The sequence below is a fragment of the Streptococcus parasanguinis genome (genome assembly GCF_047463195.1).
GTDB classification, from domain to species: Bacteria; Bacillota; Bacilli; order Lactobacillales; family Streptococcaceae; genus Streptococcus; species Streptococcus parasanguinis_R.
The window spans coordinates 114826-136383 of the sequence record NZ_JASHEI010000001.1 but is presented as its reverse complement, the minus strand read 5'-3'; the positions used below and the strand labels follow the sequence as shown (position 1 = coordinate 136383).

Below are 21558 nucleotides of genomic sequence, written 5' to 3'. Positions count from 1 at the left end.
CCCAACCTTTTCTTATTTATCAACGTAATCGCCACCGGTGAAGCCATAGTATTCTTCCAGACTCAAACCTGAGTCCGCGATATCTTGCGCTTCTTTTCCGATATAGCGGAGATGCCAGCTTTCTGGCATGTAGCCTGTCACTTTTTCTTTTCCTTCTTGGTAACGAACCACAAAGCCATATTTAGCAGCATTCTTGAGCAACCACTTACTTGGTCCAGGTTCGGTTACCAAATTACCACTGGTATCGATTAAATCAAAGGTCAAACCAGTTTGGTGTTCACTATAACCCGGTCTTGCAGAATAACGATCGGCGGCTTCCTGACCATCTTGATTGACATAGTTTTGGTAGAGGCCAACTTGGGTATCGTAGCTACGAAAACCACTATATTGGTCACTGATCGGATATCCTTCTGCCTGCATGGCTGCGATCAATTCATGAAGGGCTGAAACAGCTTCAGGATCTTCACCTGGGTTAAAGTCAGGCGACAAGGGATAATGTTTGTTGGCGATCATAACCTCACCATATTTCCCTTTGACACTATAGTAAGAACCATTATAGCTGACACCAGAGTCCACTTTGACATCTGACTTACCAGCTTTTGAAGACTCTTCTTTGCCAGTCTCTTTTGACGTATCCTTTGCAGAAGACGTTTCTTTGGAAGACTTGGTTTGCGTTTGTTTGCTTTCTTCTTTTGCAGAAGATTTAGAACTAGTGGAATGAGATTGGGAGCAAGCTGTCAGGGTTAACAAGGCAACTGTCACCAAAGTTAATTTGGAAAATCTTGCTTTCATGGGAATCTCCTATGATTCTTTTGTTACGACAATATCTGTAATCACATAACTTGCACCTACTTTTTTCAAGGTGTAGGTCTTGTACTTGCGGTTTTGTGAATCTGGATGGCTATCTGTATAATGCACGGTAAAGTCTTCATAAGTCTTGATCGTTACCACACCATTTTCTTCCGTGACACTTTGAATGTCCAAAGCTCCTGGAGTATAGTAGTCAATCTTAGCCTTTCGAACACCATCACCAGTTGTGAACTCAACCATGTCTTTGTAGGCTTGACTTTGTGTGTCATAGTATTTAGAGTAGGTGTTATTTCGATTTGAAACGGAGCTAAAGACAGCGTCGCGGTACTCTTTCAAGAATTCTTCCGCCAAGGTCCGATTTTGTTCTTCTTTGGCAGCTTGCGCTTTCTTAGCATCTTGTGCACTCTTGATGCGTTTTAGGGTATCTTTGGCTAGTTTAAGTTCGATCGGATCGTTCTCACCCTCTTCAATCGTCACCTTAGCCTTTTCAGTTGTATAGGTTTCCCCATTCATGTTGAAGACGGCATGTACTTCAATTTCTTGATAAGGAATGCTGTCTACTTCAAAGGTCGTGCTGGTTCCGACTTCTTTGCCGTTGACCACAACCTTCACATCCGTTGGGTTTTCAACTTCATCTGGGAACTCAACTTCTAAATTGCGTTTTTCAGAATTCAACTGCAATTCTAAATTATTCTTTGTTGCTTTTTTAGGATTGAGATGGATCTTAGAAGTAACATTTCCGACCTCTGTTTTAGCAGTCAATTCCATTTCTTTTGTATTGTAATGGAAATAACCAAGGTCTGTCACTGCATCTTTCTTCAAGGTCACTGTTTTATTGGCAGCCACTTTGAGTTTGGCTTGATCCAAATTGGTCTTGACCTTCACTTGCACTGGATAGCTGGCCACACGGTATTCTTGGAAGATTCCAAATTTCTTGTCCGCTTTTTCCAAACCAAAGATCTTGTTTCCAGATTTATCCGTATAGCTGCCTTCTCCACCATTATCAATGATCTTGTTCAACTCTGTGCCGATATCGACCCCTTGATCTTCCATGCTGGTAATAAAGCTTTCGGCTTCATCCTTTGTCCATTTATCGTTATCGGTTGAAAGCAGATCTGCTGCTTCGCGATAATCCTTGGTGTCCACTGCCTTAATAAATTTATCTGCAGTCACTTCGACACGCGTTGTTGACTGGAAGTAAAAGAAGGCTGCTACCAAAGCTATCACAAGGACTGCAATAGCAGAAATAATCCCAATTTTCTTCTTGGAAAGTTTCTTTTCACCCTTCGTTTTAGGGGCCTTTTGTTTTTTCTGAGCTGGGCCTGCTTCTGTAACATTTGGACCAGCAAAGACCTGCGTTTGCTCAGCGGCAAGTGGAGCTGTATACTCTTTAGTTTGCTGTTGAGGGACATATTCCTGTGTTTCTTCTGTTGAATCTGGGGTCGCAAATTCTGCTTCAGGCACAGGTCCTACAAAAAACTCGAAGTTTTGACTTTTAGCCGCGGTAAATTCTTCTGCACTTGGCTTGCGGCCATAGGTTTCTTCAAAATGTTGCAACCAAGCCTGTCGAGGTGCTAGAAGTGGATCGACATTCTTCACTTCTTCAACTGGTTCAACCACTGGTTCCTCGACAGGAGCTACTTCCTCTGCTGGGGCATTCCCAGCGATATACTGAATTTGTTTCAAATCAAATCCACAAGCTTTCCCAGCCATAAACTCTTCTGGTGACGGTTTGCGACCAATCACTTTTTCAAATAATTCAACCCATTTCTTTTGCATGGATCTCTTCTCCCTCATTATAAAATAGGGAAAGTGGGTTCCCCCACCTTCCGTTTTGTGATATTGTTAGAATCCAAAGTTAGAGAAATTTGGAGCACTTGGAATAAATCCTACGGCTACTTGTTCTAAAATACGAGCATTCACATAAATGACAAAGATGGCAATGAGAAGCAAGACAACAGATGATGCTACTAGAAGCAAGAATTTATCTGCTTTAAAGCTTGTCTTGTTCAACCCTTGATGAACGACATAGCATGTTCCAACAAAGAACAAGAAGAAAATAAGGAAGTTTACAAAGCCATAAAATTCATAAACTTTTACAAGACCTACTAAGAAAGCAAGGAGGGCAAGTGGCAATGTGTAAACAGACAAACGTCCAAACTCTTCAAATGAACGACCGTAACTGTATTCCTTATCTTGAAGAACCACACGACGAACAAAGAATCCAGCTACTTGGAAGGCGTAAAGGCTAAAGAATAGGGAAATCAATGTCAACATAAAGGCACGGAAATCCATTCCATAACCACCTGTAAATCCACTAGCTGTGAAGAATGTCCCCAAGGTCAAGACAAAGGCAGTCAAGACATACTGTAAAATTCCGTTAAGTGCTTTTGGATTTTCTACAGCCGTTGGACGTTTCAAAGCTGAAAGGAACCAATTCCAGTAACCACCAACGGCTACACCAAATTGACTTGGTTGGGCAGGATAAGGTTGTCCTGGTTGACCTTGGTAAGGAGCTTGTTGATAAGCTGCTTGAGTCGGTTGTTGGTAGGCTTGTTGGAAAGCTGGCCCATTCGCTGGAGCAGCTTGAGGAGCCGGTTCTTGAACTGGAGCTGCAACTGGTTCTTCTGCAGGAGCAGCTGGCGCTGCGACAAACTCTGGAGCTTGTGGAGCTGCGACTGGTTCTTCAACAGGGGCAGTTGGTGCTGCGACAAACTCTGGGGCTTGTGGCGCTGCGACTGGTTCTTCAACAGGGGCAGTTGGCGCTGCAACAAACTCTGGAGCTTGTGGAGCAGCAACTGGTTCTTCCACAGGGGCAGTTGGTGCTGCGACAAATTCTGGGGCTTGTGGAGCAGCAACTGGTTCTTCCACAGGGGCAGTTGGTGCTGCGACAAATTCTGGGGCTTGTGGGGTTTCTGGAACCACTACTTCTTCTTGAAATTCTCCTGCAGCCAGTGCTTGAGCAATTTCTTCTGCACTAGCAGAACGACCATTTACGGCTTCGAAATAATCCAGCCAATCTTGTTTTGACATATTTTAATCTCCTTAACTATTGTTCATACTAGGGTATTATACAAAATTTCTGAACCATTTTCAATGAAAGACTGGAAAATCCCTGTAATATCTTTTGAAAAACATACAAATTCTACTCATTTTTAGAAATTAGTAAAGAAAAAGGCTGGGACAAAAGTCCTAACCTCTCAATTATTTTTGGATTGTCGAGCAAGACGCAGTGGTTGAGTGGGCTCTACTACGCTGATTTCATCAGCTTTTACAGCCCTACTCAACTGTGCGGAGGTGGGACGACGAAATCGAATTCTTAATGAATTACCGATTTCTGTCCCACTCCCGTTTCTTAGGATTCAAATGCATCCATGCCACCTTGGACGTTGGTCACATCATAGCCTTGCTCTTCCAAAAATTGGCAAGCACGTGCTGAGCGTCGACCTGACTTGCAGATGACATAATAGGGATGATCCTTCTCTAATTCCTGGTAGCGATCTGCTAATTCGGATAAGGGAAGAAGACGAACCCCATCTAAGTGAAGGGCATCATATTCTTCCTGCTCACGGACATCAAGAGCCTGTATGTCTCCTTTTTGATAAGCTTGGTAAAAGCTTGAAAATGGAATTTCTTTCATGATTTCTCCTATAAGTTATGGAAGGGTTAGAATTTCATAGTTAAAGTCAATAGACTCTATAAAGCGGAATAGATCTTGGGTTTTGATAAAGATGGTCTTTTCATTGGTATTGGGATGGAAGGTCATGATTTCCTCTGACACAATGTCTTTATCGAAATAGACTCGAATATCTTTTTCTTCATTGTTCAATAAACCAAATGGAGAAACCGTTCCTGGCGGTAATTGCATTTTTTCAGCTAAAGAATCTGCTGAAGCCATGCGGATCCGGTTGGCTTCCACTTGCTCTTTGAAATCATCCATATCCAATGGCTTCTGGTCATCCATGATGAGCAGATAGTATTGGGTTTTCTTCTTGTTGGTCAAAAACATGGTCTTGGTCCGGACGCCTTCTAAGCCTTCAATATAAGAATCCGCCTGCTCAGTCGTGAATGCAGGTGGGTGTTCCACCACATCAAATGAAATTCCTAACTCATCTAATTTTTCTTTAACTTGTTGATAAGGATCCATCTTCGCTCTCCTTTATTTTTGAATGATCTCTTGTACTAAGGTTTGCAATTCTGGCACCACCTCTGCCTCAAACCAAGGATTTTTAGCCATCCAGATTTGATTGCGAGGGGAAGGGTGAACAAGTGGAAAATAGGTTGGCAAATAGTCTTTAAAATGGTGAACGCGTTCGGTTACTTTGCCACTAACCTTCTCATGAAGGTAGTATGCTTGGGCATATTGTCCAATTAAGAGGGTCAACTCAATATCCGGACACTCCTTGAGGAGTTGAGGGTGCCACTTTTCCGCAAAGCCTTTGCGAGGTGGAAGGTCACCAGATTTTCCATGACCTGGGAAATAAAAGTCCATGGGGATGACCGCAAACAAACCAGAATTATAAAAGGTGTCTTCGTCAACTCCTAACCATTCGCGCAGGCGGTCACCACTCTTATCCTTCCAGTAAATACCGGCTTCTTCCGTCTTCATTCCTGGAGCTTGTCCAATAATATTGATGCGAGCAGTTTTTGGAGCTGCAAAGAGTGGCTCAATCCCTCTATCCGTATAAGCTTTATTTTGAGGGTCTGCCATAATAGCTTCTTTAATGGTTTCAATCCTTGACATACGAACTCCTTCTATGGAAAAACTCAGCCAGAAAACCTGGCCGAGTAGTGGATTATTTGATTAATTCGTAGATGGCTTCTGCGTAAATAGCTGCTGCACGATAGAGATCTTCAACATCTGTGAATTCATTAGCTTGGTGCATGGTATTGACATAATCTGGGAACATAGCTCCAAAGGCAACACCACGTTTCAAGAGGCGACCAAAGGTACCACCACCGATCACTTGTTCGTGTCCTTTGAGACCAGTTTGTTTTTCATAAACACGCAAGAGAGTGGATACCAATTCATCATCCATCGGAACATAGTGAGGTGTGTGACCATGGGCTGACAAGCTCACTGTAGCCACTCCTTCGATCTTTTCAAGGATGGCTTTGATGGTTTCAGGATCTGTTCCTTGAGGGTAACGGATATTGAGGGCAATGGTATTGTCTGCTTGGCTTTCATCAAAATGGAAGACACCCGCATTCATGCTCAATGGTCCCATTTTGGCATCTGTATGGGCAATACCTAATTTTTCACCGGCAAAATCTTCGTGAAGAAGTGAAGCTGCGACATGAAGATACGCTTTTGCAGCGCCACCAAAATCAAATTGGTTCAATAAGAGCGCTAAGTAGGTTGCACCATTGATCCCATCTTCAGGAGTTGATCCGTGAGCTGATTTCCCAATAATTGTAACGGTATAGGTTTCTTCATCCACAGTTGAGATTTCATACTGAAGCTGGTGTTCCTTAGCAAAGGCATCTAAGAGGCCAGCAAGATCTGGAAGTTGTCCAGAAACGACTGCAGTCGCTGACTCTGGCACCATGTTTTCACGAAGACCACCTGTAAAGCTATGAAGTTTAGCCTTCCCAGTATTGTCATTTCCAAAATGAAGGTACTCCGTGATGTTTCCTTTTTCCCCATTGATGATTGGGAATTCCGCATCTGGAGAGAAGCCAAAATCTGGCTCTGGAAGACCGACATGTTTGAAATAGTAGTCCATGTCAGCCCAACCTGATTCTTCATCCGTTCCGACTACAAAACGCACGCGCTTAGAAACTGGAAGCCCTAAGTCTTTAATGATCTTCAAACCATAGTAGCAAGCCATTGTAGGACCTTTATCATCAGATGAGCCACGCGCATAGAGCTTGCCATCGATAATTTCTGGTTTGTAAGGGTCTGTCTTCCAACCACTACCTGCAGGCACGACGTCCATATGGGCAAAGATCCCAAGCTCTTCTTCTCCTTCACCAAAGGTAAAGTGACCGGCATAATTGTCCACATTCTTGGTCTCATAGCCATCACGCTTAGCAATTTCCAAGAATTTTTCAAGAGCTTTTACAGGACCAGGTCCAAAAGGATGCTCTGCATCTGCCTTGCTGTCATCACGTTCCGAATTGATTTCCAAAAGGCTGTATAGGTCAGCCATCATCTCTTCGCGACGTTTTTCTACTTCTGCTTTAAAATCAACTGTTGTCATGCATTCCTCCTCTATCTTATATTTGCTGAATGACTTAGCGTTTTTCAATGATTTCGTCTACTGGCAAGCGGTAGCTAGGTTCTACCTTCTCAGCAGCATAGCCGACCGTAATCAAGAGTTCTGGACGGAAACGCTCTTCAATGTCCAATACTTCATTGATTTTTGATTTATCAAATCCCAAGATAATATTGGTTCCAATGCCTTGGTCCGTCAAAGCAAGTACCAAGTTCATGGCCACAAGACCAGCATTCAAAGCCAAGTAATCACTTGTTTGTTGGGCATCATAGCGTGCAAATTCAGCAGGAAGATTTTGCATAAAGTATTGCAACTGCTCGTCTGTGAAGTTTTTCACCCCACCGACACGCGCAATCTTGCGAGCCCGTTTTTGCAAATCAGTATCTGTAAAGAGGGCGATGGTCACAGGTGCTTCCATGACTTGATCGTAGTTTGCACCATAGGCTAATTTTGCCAATTCAGCATTTTTTTGACGAACGACCACAAATTTCCAAGGTTGGCTATTGTGAGCACTTGGAGCTAAGGTCGCAATTTCGATAGCTGTCCGTACATCCTTTGGATCGACCGGCTGGTCAGTAAAATGCTTGATCGTATGACGTTTTTTGTTGAGCTCTAGAAATTTCATAAGCTTCTTCCTTTTCTATTTCTGTTACCTCTATTTTAACACAAAATGAAAGAGCTTGCAGGGTTTTACAGCCTAAGATTGTGAAAAAAGAAGCAGACATTTTGAAGATCCGCTTCTTTGTTATAGGTTGAATACATAAGAGACCCATCTATGATTCATTAGAAAGATTGAAATAGGCAGCTACTTCTTTGGCATAACCGTATTTCTCAATTAAGCTAGTTAGAAGCTCGATGTTATGGCCCCGATAGTTATCCTCGCGTCTCAATTCTTCGTACATCTCAATAAAGGGGAGGCCCTTGTCCTTGGCATCTTGGAGCTCTGCTTCATAGTCATAGGCCACCTTACGAAATTGCAGGTTGGTCACCCCATCTGCTTCGACATCGATTAGCGCATACTGAGCTCTGTGGTTTTGAATTGGTTCCCAGTCAAAATAAGGCATGCCAATAGTCCCCGGATTGAGGATCTGCTGACCCTGGCTGCCATAGCGAAGCAACTGCTTGTGGACATGACCGTAGATCGCCAGATCCGTCTGGTCATCCAGCAATTGGTCAAAGTTCTCCGTCGCATTAGCTGGACGCAAATCCCCACCATAATTCTTTTCTGGCAAATTGTGGGTCAGTGAAAAGCGAATGCCATTGACCTCCTTCTTCTCTACCAATGGAAGGGATCGAAGCCAATCAATTCGCTTAGGATCCAGTCCTTCCATAAGGTACTGAGTGAGGCGAAGGAGTTGGATCTCCTGCGGATCCTCAAGTCCGTACTCGCCATCCAAGGCTTCTAAGAGACAATCGTCCCAATTTCCCCGAACAGCCGCTGTGATCGGAATCGCATCCAGCAACTCAAAAAGGTCATCTCTTCCAGGCCCAGGAAGCAAAATGTCCCCTAAAAGCCAGTATTCTGTCGCGCCTTGAGCACGCGCATCCCCAATCACTGCCTCCAGGGCTGTCGTATCTCCGTGGATATCAGATAAAATAGCGATTCGATGGTTCATTTTAAACTCCTTATGATTGGTATGATTCAGAATCCTCCGCAACTTCCATCAAGGGACTTGCTTCTTCTTGCTTTCCTTGATGGAGCTTGGCTTGCACTGCCTCCGCGACTGCTCGTGGGATGCCAACCGTGACAATCTCATCTACAGTAGCTTCTTTGATCTTGGTCAGCGACTTGAAGTGCTTCATCAGCAATTGCTTGCGTTTTGGTCCCAAGCCTTCGATCCCATCCAGCTGGGAGGAGAAGGAATTCTTAGACCGAAGCTGGCGGTGGAAGGTGATGGCGAAACGGTGGACCTCATCCTGGATCCGTTGGAGGAGGAAAAATTCCTGTGAGGTGCGCGAAAGTTCAATAATTTGGAGAGGATCGCCAAAGAGCAATTCATGGGTCTGGTGCTTGTCATTCTTTTGTAGGCCTGCAATGGGAATATCCAGCCCTAACTCTTCTTGGATCACCTGTTTAGCGATATTAACCTGGCCCTGACCACCATCGATAACGATCAGATCAGGTGGCGTCAGGCCATCCCGCATAACCCGGCTGTAGCGTCTGCGAATGACCTCCCGCATGCTGGCATAGTCATCTGGTCCGACGACGGTCTTGATCTTGTACTTGCGGTAGTCCTTTTTGCTTGGCTTCCCATTGACAAAGACCACCATGGCTGAAACTGGACTGGTCCCCATGATGTTGGAGTTGTCAAAGGACTCAATGCGCACAGGAGTTGGAATTTGCAGGAGTTTTCCAAGATTTTCAATGGCACCTTGGGTCTTTTCCATGGATTTTTCAAGAAGATTGAACTTCTGCTCCAGACTGACACGCGCATTCTTGATGGCCAGATTGACCAACTGCTTCTTCTCCCCACGCTGGGGCTTGAGGACCTTGGTATCTACAAGGGCCTTGACCGCTTCCTCATCGATATCTTGAGGGATCAGGATTTCATTAGGGATCAGGTGGGATTTCTCCTGGTAAAACTGCCCCACATAGGTCAAGAAATCCTCATCTGGATCATTATAGTAAGGAAAGAGATTGACGTCGCGCTCGATCAGTTTGCCCTGACGGACAAAGAAGACCTGCACACACATCCAGCCCTTGTCCACGTAGTAGCCAAAGACATCCCGGTTCTGCAAATCCTTGGCCATGACCCGCTGTTTGGTCCGCAGGGTCCCAATAGCCTGGATCAGATCCCGATACTCGGCTGCCCGCTCGAATTCCATGTTTTGCGCAGCGGTATTCATTTTGAGCTTGAGCTCATCGATGATCTTATCATCCTGCCCCTTGAGGAAATCAGAAACCTCCTGGGCCATGCCCTTGAAATAAGCCTCATCCTTGTGGCAGACTGTATGAGCCATGCATTGCCCTAAATGGTAGTAAAAGCAGACCTTGGAAGGCGGATTGGTACACTTGCGGAATGGGAAAATCCGGTCCAAAAGCCGCTTGATCTCATTGGCTGCTCCCACATCTGGATAGGGACCGAAATAGAGACCACCATCCTTTTTGACCTGGCGCGTGATGATAAGACGCGGATAGCGCTCATTGGTAATCTTGATGAAGGGATAGGACTTGTCATCCTTGAGCATGATATTGTACTTGGGCTTGTTCTCCTTGATGAGGTTGATCTCAAGAAGCAAGGCCTCAATATTGGACTCAGTGACGATAAACTCAAAATCCACAATCTCAGATACCAGGGCTTCTGTCTTGGTATCGTGGCTTCCTCTAAAATAGGACCGCACCCGGTTGCGAAGATTCTTGGCCTTCCCCACATAGATGATGGTACCGTTCTTGTCTTTGTGAATGTAACAGCCCGGACTCGTCGGCAAGAGCTCGAGCTTGGATTTAATCAAGTTATTCATACTCTCTATTATAGCAAAAAAGAGAGGGGGTAGCCTCTCTCTAGTATGTTTGTATTATTGTTATCCACCTTCACCAAGTAAAAAATAATTATTAAAAGGTATATCAGATAGTCATCCTCAATCCTTTATCTTCACTTGCCCTTTTTCATATCCCGAATACCAACTACTATTCGGACTGACATATTCAGGTAATTCCTTTTGTGGTTGATCTCCTGAAAGGGTTAAAAGCCCATCATGTATCAAACAAGTGTACTTCTCTGAATCTCTAACAAATTCATTATTTTCAGTATCATATGAGTAAGTATGCTCTGAACTACCTTCCTTTATGGTTATCTGCTCTCCTTCTATTTTTATCCACGATGTTTTATCTAGGGAGGCCGTTTTAGTTGATTCATTTTTTACCGTCAGATAGTATATTCCATCTTTTGATTTCATCTCATCAAGGGTAGTCGTGATAATCCCTAAAATCATCAGTGCAGGAATAATCAACAGAAACCATTTCCATTTTTTAGATTTATTTTTCATTAGTAACCATTACTCCATTTAATTTTAAATTTCGTTTTTTTAAAGTTCAAATTTTGCATTTCTACTTTTTCTATTATAGCAAAAAAGAGAGATCTAAAACGATCCCCCTTTACTAGCAATCGATAATCTTTATCCTTTGAGATTAGCCATCTGGAAGATCGGAATCACATAAGGAACAATAGACATCAGGATAGTGAATAGCACGAAGAACCAGAACCAGAAGGACGCGAGGGCACGCTGGAAAACTCCCGGTTGAGGTTTATTGGCTTGAATATAAGCCTTGATAGTTGGCCATTTAGTCGCAAGAACCACTATCATCACAATGGAACCAATAGCTAAAACACCGATTTGGAGCCAATTCGCTAGTCCCTCATCCACATGATAGGCTACATAATGCAGGCCTTGGGAAATGACAAAGTTATTGAAAATGTGATAGAAAATAGCCCACCAGATATTGTATTCAAAGGCAATGTAGCCGAAACCTAGGCCAATGATACTCGCGAAAAAGAGCTGATCAAAATTGGCATGGAAGAGACCAAACAAGATAGCCGTCATGACAATGGCAAAGACCTTGCCATACCGTTCCAAGCCACGCAAGCCTGCTCCACGGAAGAAGAATTCCTCTGTGATTGGACCAAAAAAGCCAGCATACAAGAGCATGGTCCATGATCGCTCAATCGTAACACCTAGATCGGGTGTTGGAGAATGAAGGCCAATGGTCTCAAACATGCGCTCAATCACTTGTGTCATCACAGATGAAAAGACTTGAGAAAAGCCAAGAAAGGCGAGAAGAATAAAGAAGACTGAAAGAGTCATCTTACGTCCCTTGTGCTTAAGATCATATTTATAAAGGGCCTTCTTGCGATAAGCATTAAAGAGAAAGAGTCCAATGGAAATAGAGATAAGGTAGGGAATACCTGCCCAAACATTCAGGGCATTGAGTTTCTCCGTTACTTGACTTGGATCTTTTCTGAGAGAGCCTGCTATGGTCAATCCAAGGAGGACTTCCCACAGGACGGTTACCAAGGTCATTACCAAGAGATAAATGGCAAGGGTCCCAGAATACCTTCCTATATCTTTTTTAGGGTCTAATAATCGGTTGTATTGGTTCATTTCTTCCTCCTAGAAAATAGATAAAAACTTGCACACATTCCTTCGTATAAGACAAAGAAAATCAAAAAGGCATGCATAAAGTAGTCTTCTGGTAATGCAAGAATAATCGAATCCACGCGCGGATCAAAGAGCCAAGTATTGTCCCCAGCAAATAAGACCTGATGAAAGAGCGTAAAGAATTGATCAAAGCCAATCATAACAGCTATCACTGCAATCACCACTGGTAAAACCATCATCCAAAAGAAGAGACTACGGTACAAGGTAAGGTAGCCTTTTTTGACAACTGTCCGCATAAACTGGATAAAACCAGGGAGTGTGACCACGAAAACGACCGTCACTAAGTGAAATAGGTACTTGACGGCCTCAAAATGATGCAGTCCATTTTTTGAAGAGGGGAATTGAGGCATCTTCAACACCCATTGAAAAGGATTGGTCAAGTAGTTCATCAAGACATTAAAATTCTTCATGATGACAGAAGCCGAAAAACCAGTCCGGCTTTGAATCCCCAACCAATGAATCTCCATGGGATAGAGGGCCCAAGCGAGAGCAATGGTGAGAAGGATTGCAGCTGACAAGATAAAGAAAAATAGGTTAATTGATTTCAAACTTTTAAGCATCAAAATCCCACTCCGCTAGACTGGCAACAACATGTGTCGGTGAGATTGGTAAGGTTGGCACTTCTTCTGGTTTGGTAAAACCTGTCGTCACCAAAAGGGTCGGAATCCCATTGTCAATACCAGCACGAATATCTGTTAGATAATTATCCCCTACCATAACGACTTCTTCTCTTTCAAGACCCAAGTGTTCAATAGCCTTATCCATGATGATGGCCTTTGGTTTTCCAATGATCACAGGCTCTACCCGTGTTGCTGCTTCGACAAGGGCAATCAGGGATCCTGCCCCTGGCATCAAGCCACGCTCTGTTGGAATGTTCAGGTCCGGATTGGTCCCAATAAAGTGAGCTCCTTTTTGAATCGCCAAGGTCGCAAGAGCAAACTTCTCATAATCCACTTGCCAATCGAGGCCAATCACCACATAATCAGGTGCTTCTTCATCGATGATATAGCCAGCTTCTTCAATAGCATCTTTGAGCCCCGCTTCTCCGATCACATAGACCTTTTTGCCCAGATTTTGGTCATTCATGTAGTCAATGGTCGCAAGGGTAGCTGTATAGATAGTCGAAACTGGGGTTTTTATATTGAAATGAGTGGCCAGCATATCCCGAACAGTCTCTGGTGTGCGGGTAGTGTTATTGGTGACAAAGAGATAGGGAATCTCACGCGCCTGCAATTCATGGACAAAAGCTTCTCCTGCAGGAATTCGTGATTTTCCTTTGTAAATAGTGCCATCCAAATCAATCAAATAGCCCTTATAGTGCATTTATTCTTCCCTTTCTGTGTCAGCTTCTTCATGAAACTTCTCTGCATCGACTCGTCCACCAGAACCATATAAGAGCAATGCTCCAGCATAGAGGACAAATTGTAACACCAAACCTGTAAAATTAATCCCTTGACTTCCCGATTGGGTGAACAAGAAGGATGCTACCATGAGGATCACAATGGTCAATAACAAGCCTATCACGGTTGCCTGATCCACACTGATTTGATAAACCGTGCGTTTAGTGCTCCGATTTTTCCCGTCAGACTTAGTTTCTGGTTGCAAATTCTCCACAAAATCCGTCACTAAGGTCGCAGCGAGGCTGACTGTTGTGCTAAAGAGCACGCCTTGAGACAAGCGGTGATAGAAATTGGACCAGAAGGATCCTGATTGGCTAGTAATCCCAATCGAGAAGATCATGACCGGTAAAAGAAAGGCCAAGGTGAAATGGATCCAGACCCGATACCAGCGTATATCTTCTCTTAAAAAGCGATTAAAACTCTCTAAATTCAAGCGATAGCGGAAAAATTTATAAATTTCCTCTACCAGGATGATGCCCAAAGCACAAAGAGTCAAGAGCCAATCTCCCAACATGTACAAAGGGTTCTTTTGACGCTTGGCATAGGCCACAACCCGTTTTTGATAGCTTTCAAGTTCCTGTTTTTTATTTTTTAATCTTCTACTTTCCATAATTCCAACCCTTTTCTTCTACTTCTTCCCACTCAATTTCAGCTTGGGCATTGATCTGACCATCTGAAGTAATTTGGTGCTGAGTTTTCAAGCCCTCTTGTTCATATTGAGAGGTGATGAGACCTCCTGCCAGCACTTCTTTGACATATTTCAGATGAACTTTTTTAGGGACATGATGGGTCAAGAAGTCTGCTCCCATCACCTCAAAAACCCAGTCCAAGTACTTGCTATTGTTGACATGTCCGTTCATATCCAAGTCGTAAAACCGAACCCGGTATTCTTGTTCGACGCTGCCTTCTAATTCTTTGAAACGGGGACCACGGAGCATGGTTTTTGAAAATTCAGAGTCAAAGGCATCCGTGATTTCACTCATAACAGGATGAACCTTGCGTGTAACACGATCCATCAAGACAAAGGTCGCGACCATCTCAATGATAGTATTTCCTGCTTCATCCTTGATATTAAAGGCCCGGTAGCAGAAAAGTCGATTGTGACTCTTGGCATAGGTTTCGATAGTGATTTTCTCATCAAAAACAGGGAGACGCTCGATCTTCATATTGTAATCCGTGATAATCCAGACTAGATTGTAGTTCTCTAAAATGTACATATCACTCATACCCAGCTCAATCGATTGCATGCCCGATACCTGTAAAGACAGCAAGATCAATTGGGGAATCTTAATATAACCATTGACATCGCTCATATCAAACGGAATTTTCATGCTGTATTCAAATGTTTTTGCCATTTTCTACTCCAAAATAAACTTCTCTGCTACAGTGTCTCCTAAAAAGAGACCTTTCTTGGTCATTCGTACAATGTCCTTGTCAGGTACCAAAAGGCCCTGCTGGATCAATTCCTCAACCACTGATCCATATTGTTGGTCAAAATTCACACCAAATTTTTCTTCAAAACGCTTCTTGGAAACGCCTGTTTTCTTACGTAGTCCTAGAAACATCTCTTCTTCCATCATTTCTGTCTGAGTCAGATGCTCTTCTTGGACACGCGCATTTCCCTCTTCGACAGCTTGCATATAGTGACGAATGGGGCCATGATTCTTGTAGCGAATCCCATCGACATAGCCGGATGCTCCAGCTCCCAGACCATAATACTCAGCATTGTCCCAATACATGAGATTGTGTCGACTTTCAAAACCAGGCTTGGAGAAATTAGAAATTTCGTAATGCTCAAAGCCCGCTCGCTCCAACTCCTGAATAATGTATTCAAACATCTCTGCTTCCAACTCCTCTTTTGGTAGAGGAAGCTTGCCCCGTCTCATGCGATTCATAAAGACTGTGTGATTCTCCAGAATCAAGCTATAAAGACTCATGTGGGGAATGTCAAGGGCACGAGCCTTAGCAACATTCTCTTTGACCTGGTCCATGGTTTGTGTCGGAAGCGCATAGATGAGGTCGATCGAAATATTGTCAAAACCAGCCAGCTTCAGACGGTCGATATTGTCATAAATGTCCTGCTCTTGGTGACTTCGACCAATCTTCTTGAGCAAGCGATTATCAAAGGTCTGCACGCCCAATGAAACCCGATTAACTGGCGAATCCTTCAAGACCGCAATCTTATCCGGATCCAAATCACCAGGATTGGCCTCGATCGTCAGCTCTTCCATCTGAGACAGATCAAGCGACTTGGTCAGTTCCTTGAGCAGATAGGCTAGCTGATCTGCAGATAAGGCTGTCGGTGTCCCACCCCCAATATAGAGAGTCCGTAAGTGTGTGATTTCTTCCCGACGAAATTCTTGGATCAAATGATCCAAATAAGCATCGACTGGTTGGTTCTTAATAAAGACCTTCGAAAAATCACAATAAAAACAAATCTGGGTACAAAATGGGATGTGGACATAAGCGGACGTTGGTTTTGTATGCATATCTTTAATTATACCATAAAATCCCCCCGGGTCCGAAAAGAAAAGGGAATAAGAAGCAAGGAATTCCTTGACATTAACGAATAAAAGGAATAGAATAAATCTAATCATATTCGGAGGTAAGGAGATATGAACAACTAAGTTTCGTTAAATAAAATACTTTATTTAGTGGACTGCTTGTTCTATCTCTTTTTGTGTACCCTCTCGCCTATTCTCCAACCATTTGTTGGCTAAATAAGGTTTTTTTCTGCTTGGGTTCCACATGAATACAGCTCTACTAAATAGGTAGAGCTGTTTTTTGTCCCAGTAGAAAGGAATCTTATGCTAAAACTATCCCACCTCACTATCCGACATACAAAAGATTTACGCGATCTGGTTCGTGATCTGTCCCTAACCATTCATGAAGGAGAAAAAGTTGCCATTATTGGCGAAGAAGGGAATGGAAAATCTTCCTTACTTCAGGTCCTCATGTCCCCAAAATCTCTACCAGATTATCTGACCATAGAAGGAGAAATCACCACTTCCTTTCACTCCTATGCCTATATTCCCCAAACTTTACCGGAAGCTTTGAAGGGAAAAACCTTGGAAGATTATTTTTTTGGAGAGGACGAGCTAGACTATGCCAGCCTCTACAGATTGGCTGATCAATTGCATTTTAATAGCGAGCGCTTTGCAAGCGATCAAGCTATCGGAAGTCTATCTGGAGGAGAAGCCCTCAAAGTCCAACTGCTTCACGAACTTTGTTGTCCTCATGAATTGCTATTTTTAGATGAACCTTCAAATGATCTGGATTTGGAGACCTTGGATTGGCTCCAGCAGATGATCCAAACGAGTCCCCAAACCATCCTATTTATTTCCCATCATGAAGATTTTTTGACTCAGACGGCGGATACCATCATTCACCTCAGACAGATCAAACACCGCAAGGAGGCTGAAACCATTGTAGAGCACCTAGGCTATCAAGACTACAGTAATCAGAGGGAGCAACAATTCAAGCAACAGTCTCAGCAAGCGGCCAACGATCAACGAGCCTACAAGAAAACAATGGAGAAGCACCGTCGCGTCCGTCAGCAAGTCGAAACATCCTTACGAAACACCAAGGATAGCACTGCCGGACGTCTCCTAGCAAAGAAAATGAAGTCCCTCCTCTCACAAGAAAAGCGCTACGAGCGAGAATTCCAATCCATGACTTCCCAACCCTATGATGAGGAAATCATCAATCTGCATTTCCCTCCCCTCACTCCCTTGTCTCCTCAAAAACGAGTCCTTCTCTTAGATCAGGAAGAGCTCGCAATTGGTGACCGTGTCCTGGTCAAGAACCTCTCTCTTACTCTTCTAGGACAGGATAAAATAGGGATTATCGGTTCCAACGGTGTAGGGAAATCCACTTTTCTAAAAATGATCTGGGAGATCTTACGGAAGAATGAAAGTATTCGCACTGCCTATATGCCTCAAGATTACACTGAACGCCTTCCTTTGACTCAGACACCGGTTCAATTTCTACAGCATTCAGGCGATCGCGAAGAAATCAACACCATTCAATTGCATTTAGCCTCCCTCAACTTTACTTATTCTGAAATGCACCATCCTATCTCTGAACTTTCTGGTGGCCAGCAAGGCAAACTCTTTCTCCTTCAATTAGTACTCACAAGTCCCCAGTTTCTGCTCTTGGACGAGCCTACTCGCAATTTTTCCCCCACTTCCCAACCAGAAATTCGTCGCCTATTCGCAGACTACCCAGGCGGACTGGTTACAGTATCCCACGATCGGACCTTCCTCAAGGAAGTCTGCCAAAAAATCTATCGTCTGACTGAAAATGGTTTGGTAGAAATAGAGTCGCTCTAACGTAAAAAAGATTGGCCAAAACCAATCTTTTACATTGAAAATAAAGTCCTCTTAGAAACTTTCCTTAGGTGAGAACGGACGTCAGCGAACTTCATAGAAGTTCCATGACTAAATCAAGATACAGAGGGCGTCTGCGGATAAAGTCAAAATAGGAAGTTTGACGCAGAATCTTTAGATTCTAGGAGAACTTATCTTTTTGACACAATCCGCAGCCCGTGTTCAATTCGTTTTGAACCCCTTCGCTTTTCAATTTTTAGGCTCAGGCTAAAACAGTTCCCCGAACTGTTTTACTCTCAAAACTCCCGAGTGCTTGAAACCATTAAGTTTCAGGCACTTTTCTCACGGCGAAAAGTTTCAATAGAGGATTGGATAACTCTGAATTTGTTAGATTTGTATAAAAGAACAGTTCGTCAACGTTCTCCAAACTTGGTTTTGACCAATTATTTTATCTAATTTTGTCCTGCCTCTTGTCCCATTTCTTGGGTGCGTTTGTAGGCTGCTTCCACACCTGCAATAATATCGCCCCGAAGGCCGACTTGTTCTAAGCGATTGACTCCTGCTATGGTTGAGCCACCTGGGCTACAAACTGCATCCTTCAAGCTTCCAGGATGTTGCCCCGTCTCTAAGACCATACTGGCAGCCCCTTTGAAGGTCTGAGCCGCCATCTGAAGAGACTGACTACGTGGTAATCCCAAGGCTACTCCTGCATCCGCCATGGCCTCGATCATCTGATAGACAAAGGCTGGACCACAGCCTGCAACAGCCGTTGCAGGATCCATCAATTTTTCTTCGATTTCATAGAGAACTCCTGCTCCTGCTAGAAGCCGGTTGACTTGGGCTAGCTGTTGGTCTGTCACTACTTGGGAGCGGGCTAAACTGATGACACCCTGACCAATAGCTACGGGCGTATTAGGCATGATGCGGATGAGACCCACCCGCTCATTTTTAACTACACTTGCCATTTGCTCCAGTTCCAGACCTGCTGCCATAGAAACCAACAGGAGATTGGAACGTTGGCCCAAAATATCCTGGTACTCTTCAAGTAAAGGGCAGATTTGGTAGGGTTTGACACCTAAAAAGATGACCTCCGCCTCTTGAAAGACTTGTTCAAGATCAGACGCCGTTCCCCCATACTGGCTGATAAACTCTTCCACCTTTTGTGGGGAACGATTGACCAAGAGCAGGTCTGTGCTAGCCACTTCTTTTGCGACCGCTTTGGCCAGACTAGCTCCCATATTTCCAAGACCGATAAATGCTACTTTCATGACTTACCTCACTTGACCATTTCCACTGACGATATACTTGTAACTAGTCATCTCCCGCAGTCCCATTGGTCCACGCGCATGGAGTTTCTGCGTCGAGATCCCCATTTCACAACCTAGGCCAAATTGACCCCCATCTGTAAAGCGTGTAGACGCATTGACATAAACGGCTGCTGAATCTACTTGCTTTGTAAAATAAGCGGCTGTCTCAGGATTTTCAGTCACAATGGCATCCGAATGATGGGTGCTGTGGGCTTCTATGTGGTCCACCGCTTCCTCAACTCCATCAACGACCTTGACTGCTAATATATAATCTAAAAATTCGGTATCAAAATCCTGCTCCTGTGCTGCTGTTCCCGAAATGATGGCCTGTGCTTGCTCATCTAGGCGCAACTCAACGGATCTTTCTCGTGCATCCACTAAGCGCTCTTTGACCAAAGGCAAGAAATCAGACGCGATCGCTCGATCGACCAACAAGACCTCCATAGCGTTGCAGACAGAGGGGCGACTGGTCTTGGCATTTTCAATAATCGCTAGGGCTTTCTGGAAGTCAGCCTCCTTGTCCACATAGACATGAACAATTCCAGTTCCTGTCTCGATCACGGGGACAATGGCATTTTCAACCACCGCTTGGATCAATCCAGCACCACCACGTGGAATGAGCAAATCTAGATAGCCCTTAGCCTTCATCATAGCAAGGCTGGAAGCTCGACTCGTATCTTGGATCAATTGGAGAAGGTCTGGATTGAGTCCGACTTCTTCCAATCCAGCCTTGAGTGCGGTCACGATCGCTTGGGCAGAATGAAAGGCATCCTTTCCAGTACGAAGAACCACTGCATTTCCACTCTTGATGGCAAGCGCTGCAGCGTCTGACGTTACATTTGGACGGCTTTCATAAATGATCCCAATGACGCCCATAGCGACTCGAACTTTCTGGATTTCAAGGCCATTTTCCAAAACTTCAGTATCCAGCACTTCCCCAATCGGATCTGGCAGATCGATTAAAGCACGGATCCCTTCTGCCATCCCTTCAATCCGCTCTTGATCAAGAAATAGACGATCTAGCATGACTTCAGAGATCTTCCCGCGTGCCGCTTCCATATCGATTTGATTGGCTGCTAAAATGGCTTCCGTCGCTTTCAGAAGCTGGCTGGCCATAGCTTCTAAGGCCTGATTTTTAAGAGCTGTACTGGCCGTATTGATGCTTTTCTTAGCCGATCCCGCTAAGGCAAATTGTTCTTGTGTTGTTTCCATACATTTTCCTTTAGAATTCTGTAAAGAGTAAGTCAATCTCAGGAGTTACCGAGATCCAATCATCCCGGTGGATGAGGATTCCCTTGGCTTTTTTAGATTGGAGCATATCGCGCACAGCCGACTGGCCGAGACGAACTTTCCCTTTCCCTAGTAATTGTCCTGACTCTTGATGATAGACGCTGACGATGTCTTGATAAGAAAAATCCCCTTCTGCCTTAGTCACACCCGAAATTAATAAGCTCTTTCCATATTGCAACAAGGCCTCAGCCGCTCCAGCATCCACCCAAAGAGCTCCTTTACTTTCTGCATAAAAGGCTAGCCATTGCTTCTGGGTTTTTAAACCCTTGTCCTCTGCAAGGAAGTAACTGCCATCTGCTTGCTCTTGCGCCGCTTCGATCAAGGCATCAGGCTTGAGAGATGAGCAAATATAGACAGGAACCCCAGACTCTGTCGCCAGGGTCGCTGCCTTGAGTTTGGTCAGCATACCGCCAGTTCCATTGCTACTACCCGCACCTCCAGCCATCTCGATCATCTCGCGAGAAATGTGCTCGATCCGCTCCAAACGCTTGGCTGTTGGATCCTGAGAAGGATTGGCTGTATAGAGGCCATCGACATCCGTCAACAGCACCAAAAGATCCGCTTGGGCCATGGCCGCAACCTGCGCACTCAAGGTATCATTGTCACCAACTTTTAGCTCAGCGATAGAGACCGTATCATTTTCATTGATAATCGGAATCGCCCCACGGTTGAGTAAGACAGAAAGGGCCTGGTGGGCATTCTTATAGCGACGTTGATCCGCAAAGTCATCCTGGGTTAATAAAATCTGTGCAGAAACAATATTGCGTAAAAGAAGATTAGAGGTATATTCTTCCATCAATAAACCTTGACCAACTGCCGCAGAGGCTTGCTTGTCTGCCACCTTAATCGGCCGTTTCTTAAAACCAAGGGCACCAAACCCAGCAGCAACCGCCCCTGATGAGACCAAGATCAACTCATGGCCCGATTCGTGTAAGAGAGCCAACTGCTGGGTGATGACCTTGACCTTCTGTCTAGAGAGGCTCCCGTCTGGATTGGTCAAAGACGAGGTCCCTACTTTAAAGACGATTCGTTTTGCTTTCATCGCTGT

The 21558-nt window shown here is 44.3% G+C and carries 21 protein-coding genes; 1 reads left to right on the top strand and 20 read right to left on the bottom strand.

Features of this window, described 5'->3' with window-relative positions; translation table 11 throughout:
- Window positions 1-12: 12 nt before the first annotated feature.
- The 17 genes from ldcB to hemW all read right to left on the bottom strand — a co-directional run bounded on the left by ldcB (window position 13) and on the right by hemW (window position 16074).
- Window positions 13-792, bottom strand: coding sequence for an LD-carboxypeptidase LdcB/DacB (gene ldcB, locus QM870_RS00630; RefSeq protein WP_070587317.1), 780 nt, complete (start codon window positions 790-792; stop codon window positions 13-15).
- 9 nt (window positions 793-801) lie between these two features.
- The gene (locus QM870_RS00625) at window positions 802-2589 is read right to left on the bottom strand and encodes a TcaA second domain-containing protein (RefSeq protein WP_223324641.1); all 1788 of its coding nucleotides are present in this window, start codon (window positions 2587-2589) and stop codon (window positions 802-804) included.
- A 66-nt stretch (window positions 2590-2655) separates the two neighbouring features.
- Complete coding sequence (locus QM870_RS00620) at window positions 2656-3843, bottom strand: DUF6574 domain-containing protein (RefSeq protein WP_342983789.1); 1188 nt, start codon at window positions 3841-3843, stop codon at window positions 2656-2658.
- Window positions 3844-4165: 322 nt separating this feature from the next.
- The gene (locus QM870_RS00615; protein WP_342983790.1) at window positions 4166-4450 is read right to left on the bottom strand and encodes a rhodanese-like domain-containing protein; all 285 of its coding nucleotides are present in this window, start codon (window positions 4448-4450) and stop codon (window positions 4166-4168) included.
- Between the two features lie 15 nt (window positions 4451-4465).
- Window positions 4466-4957: a prolyl-tRNA synthetase associated domain-containing protein gene (locus tag QM870_RS00610; RefSeq protein WP_024056127.1), complete on the bottom strand. Its 492-nt coding sequence runs from the start codon at window positions 4955-4957 to the stop codon at window positions 4466-4468.
- A 12-nt stretch (window positions 4958-4969) separates the two neighbouring features.
- On the bottom strand, window positions 4970-5554 hold the full coding sequence (locus QM870_RS00605; RefSeq protein ID WP_414368046.1) for a uracil-DNA glycosylase family protein: 585 nt from the start codon (window positions 5552-5554) through the stop codon (window positions 4970-4972).
- Between the two features lie 52 nt (window positions 5555-5606).
- Entirely contained in the window at window positions 5607-7013 is a 1407-nt protein-coding gene (gene pepV, locus QM870_RS00600; RefSeq protein WP_272106796.1) for a dipeptidase PepV, read from the bottom strand.
- A gap of 34 nt (window positions 7014-7047) precedes the next feature.
- The gene (locus tag QM870_RS00595; RefSeq protein WP_414368043.1) at window positions 7048-7653 is read right to left on the bottom strand and encodes a nitroreductase family protein; all 606 of its coding nucleotides are present in this window, start codon (window positions 7651-7653) and stop codon (window positions 7048-7050) included.
- A 148-nt stretch (window positions 7654-7801) separates the two neighbouring features.
- Window positions 7802-8644, bottom strand: a complete 843-nt coding sequence (locus QM870_RS00590) for a metallophosphoesterase family protein (RefSeq protein ID WP_045759546.1) — start codon at window positions 8642-8644, stop codon at window positions 7802-7804.
- Window positions 8645-8654: 10 nt separating this feature from the next.
- Window positions 8655-10490, bottom strand: coding sequence for an excinuclease ABC subunit UvrC (uvrC, locus tag QM870_RS00585; protein WP_049487518.1), 1836 nt, complete (start codon window positions 10488-10490; stop codon window positions 8655-8657).
- A gap of 117 nt (window positions 10491-10607) precedes the next feature.
- Window positions 10608-11015 (bottom strand): hypothetical protein, encoded by a 408-nt coding sequence (locus QM870_RS00580; protein WP_223141808.1) that lies wholly within the window; start codon window positions 11013-11015, stop codon window positions 10608-10610.
- 129 nt (window positions 11016-11144) lie between these two features.
- A complete protein-coding gene (locus tag QM870_RS00575; protein ID WP_414368040.1) occupies window positions 11145-12128 on the bottom strand; it encodes a CPBP family intramembrane glutamic endopeptidase in 984 nt (327 codons plus the stop codon).
- Window positions 12125-12745, bottom strand: a complete 621-nt coding sequence (locus QM870_RS00570) for a TIGR01906 family membrane protein (protein ID WP_223141806.1) — start codon at window positions 12743-12745, stop codon at window positions 12125-12127. Before QM870_RS00570 ends, QM870_RS00575 begins: the two co-directional genes overlap by 4 nt.
- Window positions 12738-13508, bottom strand: coding sequence for a TIGR01457 family HAD-type hydrolase (locus tag QM870_RS00565; protein WP_254726810.1), 771 nt, complete (start codon window positions 13506-13508; stop codon window positions 12738-12740). Before QM870_RS00565 ends, QM870_RS00570 begins: the two co-directional genes overlap by 8 nt.
- Window positions 13509-14195, bottom strand: coding sequence for a hypothetical protein (locus tag QM870_RS00560; RefSeq protein ID WP_021153378.1), 687 nt, complete (start codon window positions 14193-14195; stop codon window positions 13509-13511).
- Window positions 14185-14940: an acyl-ACP thioesterase domain-containing protein gene (locus tag QM870_RS00555; RefSeq protein ID WP_414368037.1), complete on the bottom strand. Its 756-nt coding sequence runs from the start codon at window positions 14938-14940 to the stop codon at window positions 14185-14187. The genes QM870_RS00560 and QM870_RS00555 overlap by 11 nt, the downstream gene beginning before the upstream one ends.
- A 3-nt stretch (window positions 14941-14943) precedes the next feature.
- The gene (gene hemW / locus QM870_RS00550; protein WP_129824562.1) at window positions 14944-16074 is read right to left on the bottom strand and encodes a radical SAM family heme chaperone HemW; all 1131 of its coding nucleotides are present in this window, start codon (window positions 16072-16074) and stop codon (window positions 14944-14946) included.
- A 318-nt stretch (window positions 16075-16392) separates the two neighbouring features.
- On the opposite strand from hemW, the gene QM870_RS00545 reads away from it, so the two are divergent.
- A complete protein-coding gene (locus tag QM870_RS00545) occupies window positions 16393-17916 on the top strand; it encodes an ATP-binding cassette domain-containing protein (RefSeq protein WP_201037457.1) in 1524 nt (507 codons plus the stop codon).
- Between the two features lie 449 nt (window positions 17917-18365).
- On the opposite strand, the gene proC is transcribed toward QM870_RS00545, so the two are convergent.
- Genes proC through proB form a run of 3 tightly spaced genes read right to left on the bottom strand, consistent with a single transcriptional unit; the run spans window position 18366 to window position 21552 of the window.
- Entirely contained in the window at window positions 18366-19181 is an 816-nt protein-coding gene (gene proC, locus QM870_RS00540; RefSeq protein ID WP_195529671.1) for a pyrroline-5-carboxylate reductase, read from the bottom strand.
- 3 nt (window positions 19182-19184) lie between these two features.
- Window positions 19185-20432: a glutamate-5-semialdehyde dehydrogenase gene (locus tag QM870_RS00535; RefSeq protein WP_201037456.1), complete on the bottom strand. Its 1248-nt coding sequence runs from the start codon at window positions 20430-20432 to the stop codon at window positions 19185-19187.
- 10 nt (window positions 20433-20442) lie between these two features.
- Window positions 20443-21552: a glutamate 5-kinase gene (gene proB, locus QM870_RS00530; protein ID WP_195529669.1), complete on the bottom strand. Its 1110-nt coding sequence runs from the start codon at window positions 21550-21552 to the stop codon at window positions 20443-20445.
- Window positions 21553-21558 lie beyond the last annotated feature (6 nt).

Coding starts and splice junctions, on each gene's coding strand:
- pepV (WP_272106796.1), bottom strand. CDS start 7,013: ATGACAACAGTTGATTTTAAAGCAGAAGTAGAAAAACGTCGCGAAGAG.
- ldcB (WP_070587317.1), bottom strand. CDS start 792: ATGAAAGCAAGATTTTCCAAATTAACTTTGGTGACAGTTGCCTTGTTA.
- uvrC (WP_049487518.1), bottom strand. CDS start 10,490: ATGAATAACTTGATTAAATCCAAGCTCGAGCTCTTGCCGACGAGTCCG.
- QM870_RS00560 (WP_021153378.1), bottom strand. CDS start 14,195: ATGGAAAGTAGAAGATTAAAAAATAAAAAACAGGAACTTGAAAGCTAT.
- QM870_RS00625 (WP_223324641.1), bottom strand. CDS start 2,589: ATGCAAAAGAAATGGGTTGAATTATTTGAAAAAGTGATTGGTCGCAAA.
- proB (WP_195529669.1), bottom strand. CDS start 21,552: ATGAAAGCAAAACGAATCGTCTTTAAAGTAGGGACCTCGTCTTTGACC.
- QM870_RS00575 (WP_414368040.1), bottom strand. CDS start 12,128: ATGAACCAATACAACCGATTATTAGACCCTAAAAAAGATATAGGAAGG.
- QM870_RS00620 (WP_342983789.1), bottom strand. CDS start 3,843: ATGTCAAAACAAGATTGGCTGGATTATTTCGAAGCCGTAAATGGTCGT.
- QM870_RS00535 (WP_201037456.1), bottom strand. CDS start 20,432: ATGGAAACAACACAAGAACAATTTGCCTTAGCGGGATCGGCTAAGAAA.
- QM870_RS00610 (WP_024056127.1), bottom strand. CDS start 4,957: ATGGATCCTTATCAACAAGTTAAAGAAAAATTAGATGAGTTAGGAATT.
- QM870_RS00605 (WP_414368046.1), bottom strand. CDS start 5,554: ATGTCAAGGATTGAAACCATTAAAGAAGCTATTATGGCAGACCCTCAA.
- QM870_RS00555 (WP_414368037.1), bottom strand. CDS start 14,940: ATGGCAAAAACATTTGAATACAGCATGAAAATTCCGTTTGATATGAGC.
- QM870_RS00570 (WP_223141806.1), bottom strand. CDS start 12,745: ATGCTTAAAAGTTTGAAATCAATTAACCTATTTTTCTTTATCTTGTCA.
- QM870_RS00545 (WP_201037457.1), top strand. CDS start 16,393: ATGCTAAAACTATCCCACCTCACTATCCGACATACAAAAGATTTACGC.
- QM870_RS00580 (WP_223141808.1), bottom strand. CDS start 11,015: ATGAAAAATAAATCTAAAAAATGGAAATGGTTTCTGTTGATTATTCCT.
- QM870_RS00615 (WP_342983790.1), bottom strand. CDS start 4,450: ATGAAAGAAATTCCATTTTCAAGCTTTTACCAAGCTTATCAAAAAGGA.
- proC (WP_195529671.1), bottom strand. CDS start 19,181: ATGAAAGTAGCATTTATCGGTCTTGGAAATATGGGAGCTAGTCTGGCC.
- QM870_RS00590 (WP_045759546.1), bottom strand. CDS start 8,644: ATGAACCATCGAATCGCTATTTTATCTGATATCCACGGAGATACGACA.
- hemW (WP_129824562.1), bottom strand. CDS start 16,074: ATGCATACAAAACCAACGTCCGCTTATGTCCACATCCCATTTTGTACC.
- QM870_RS00595 (WP_414368043.1), bottom strand. CDS start 7,653: ATGAAATTTCTAGAGCTCAACAAAAAACGTCATACGATCAAGCATTTT.
- QM870_RS00565 (WP_254726810.1), bottom strand. CDS start 13,508: ATGCACTATAAGGGCTATTTGATTGATTTGGATGGCACTATTTACAAA.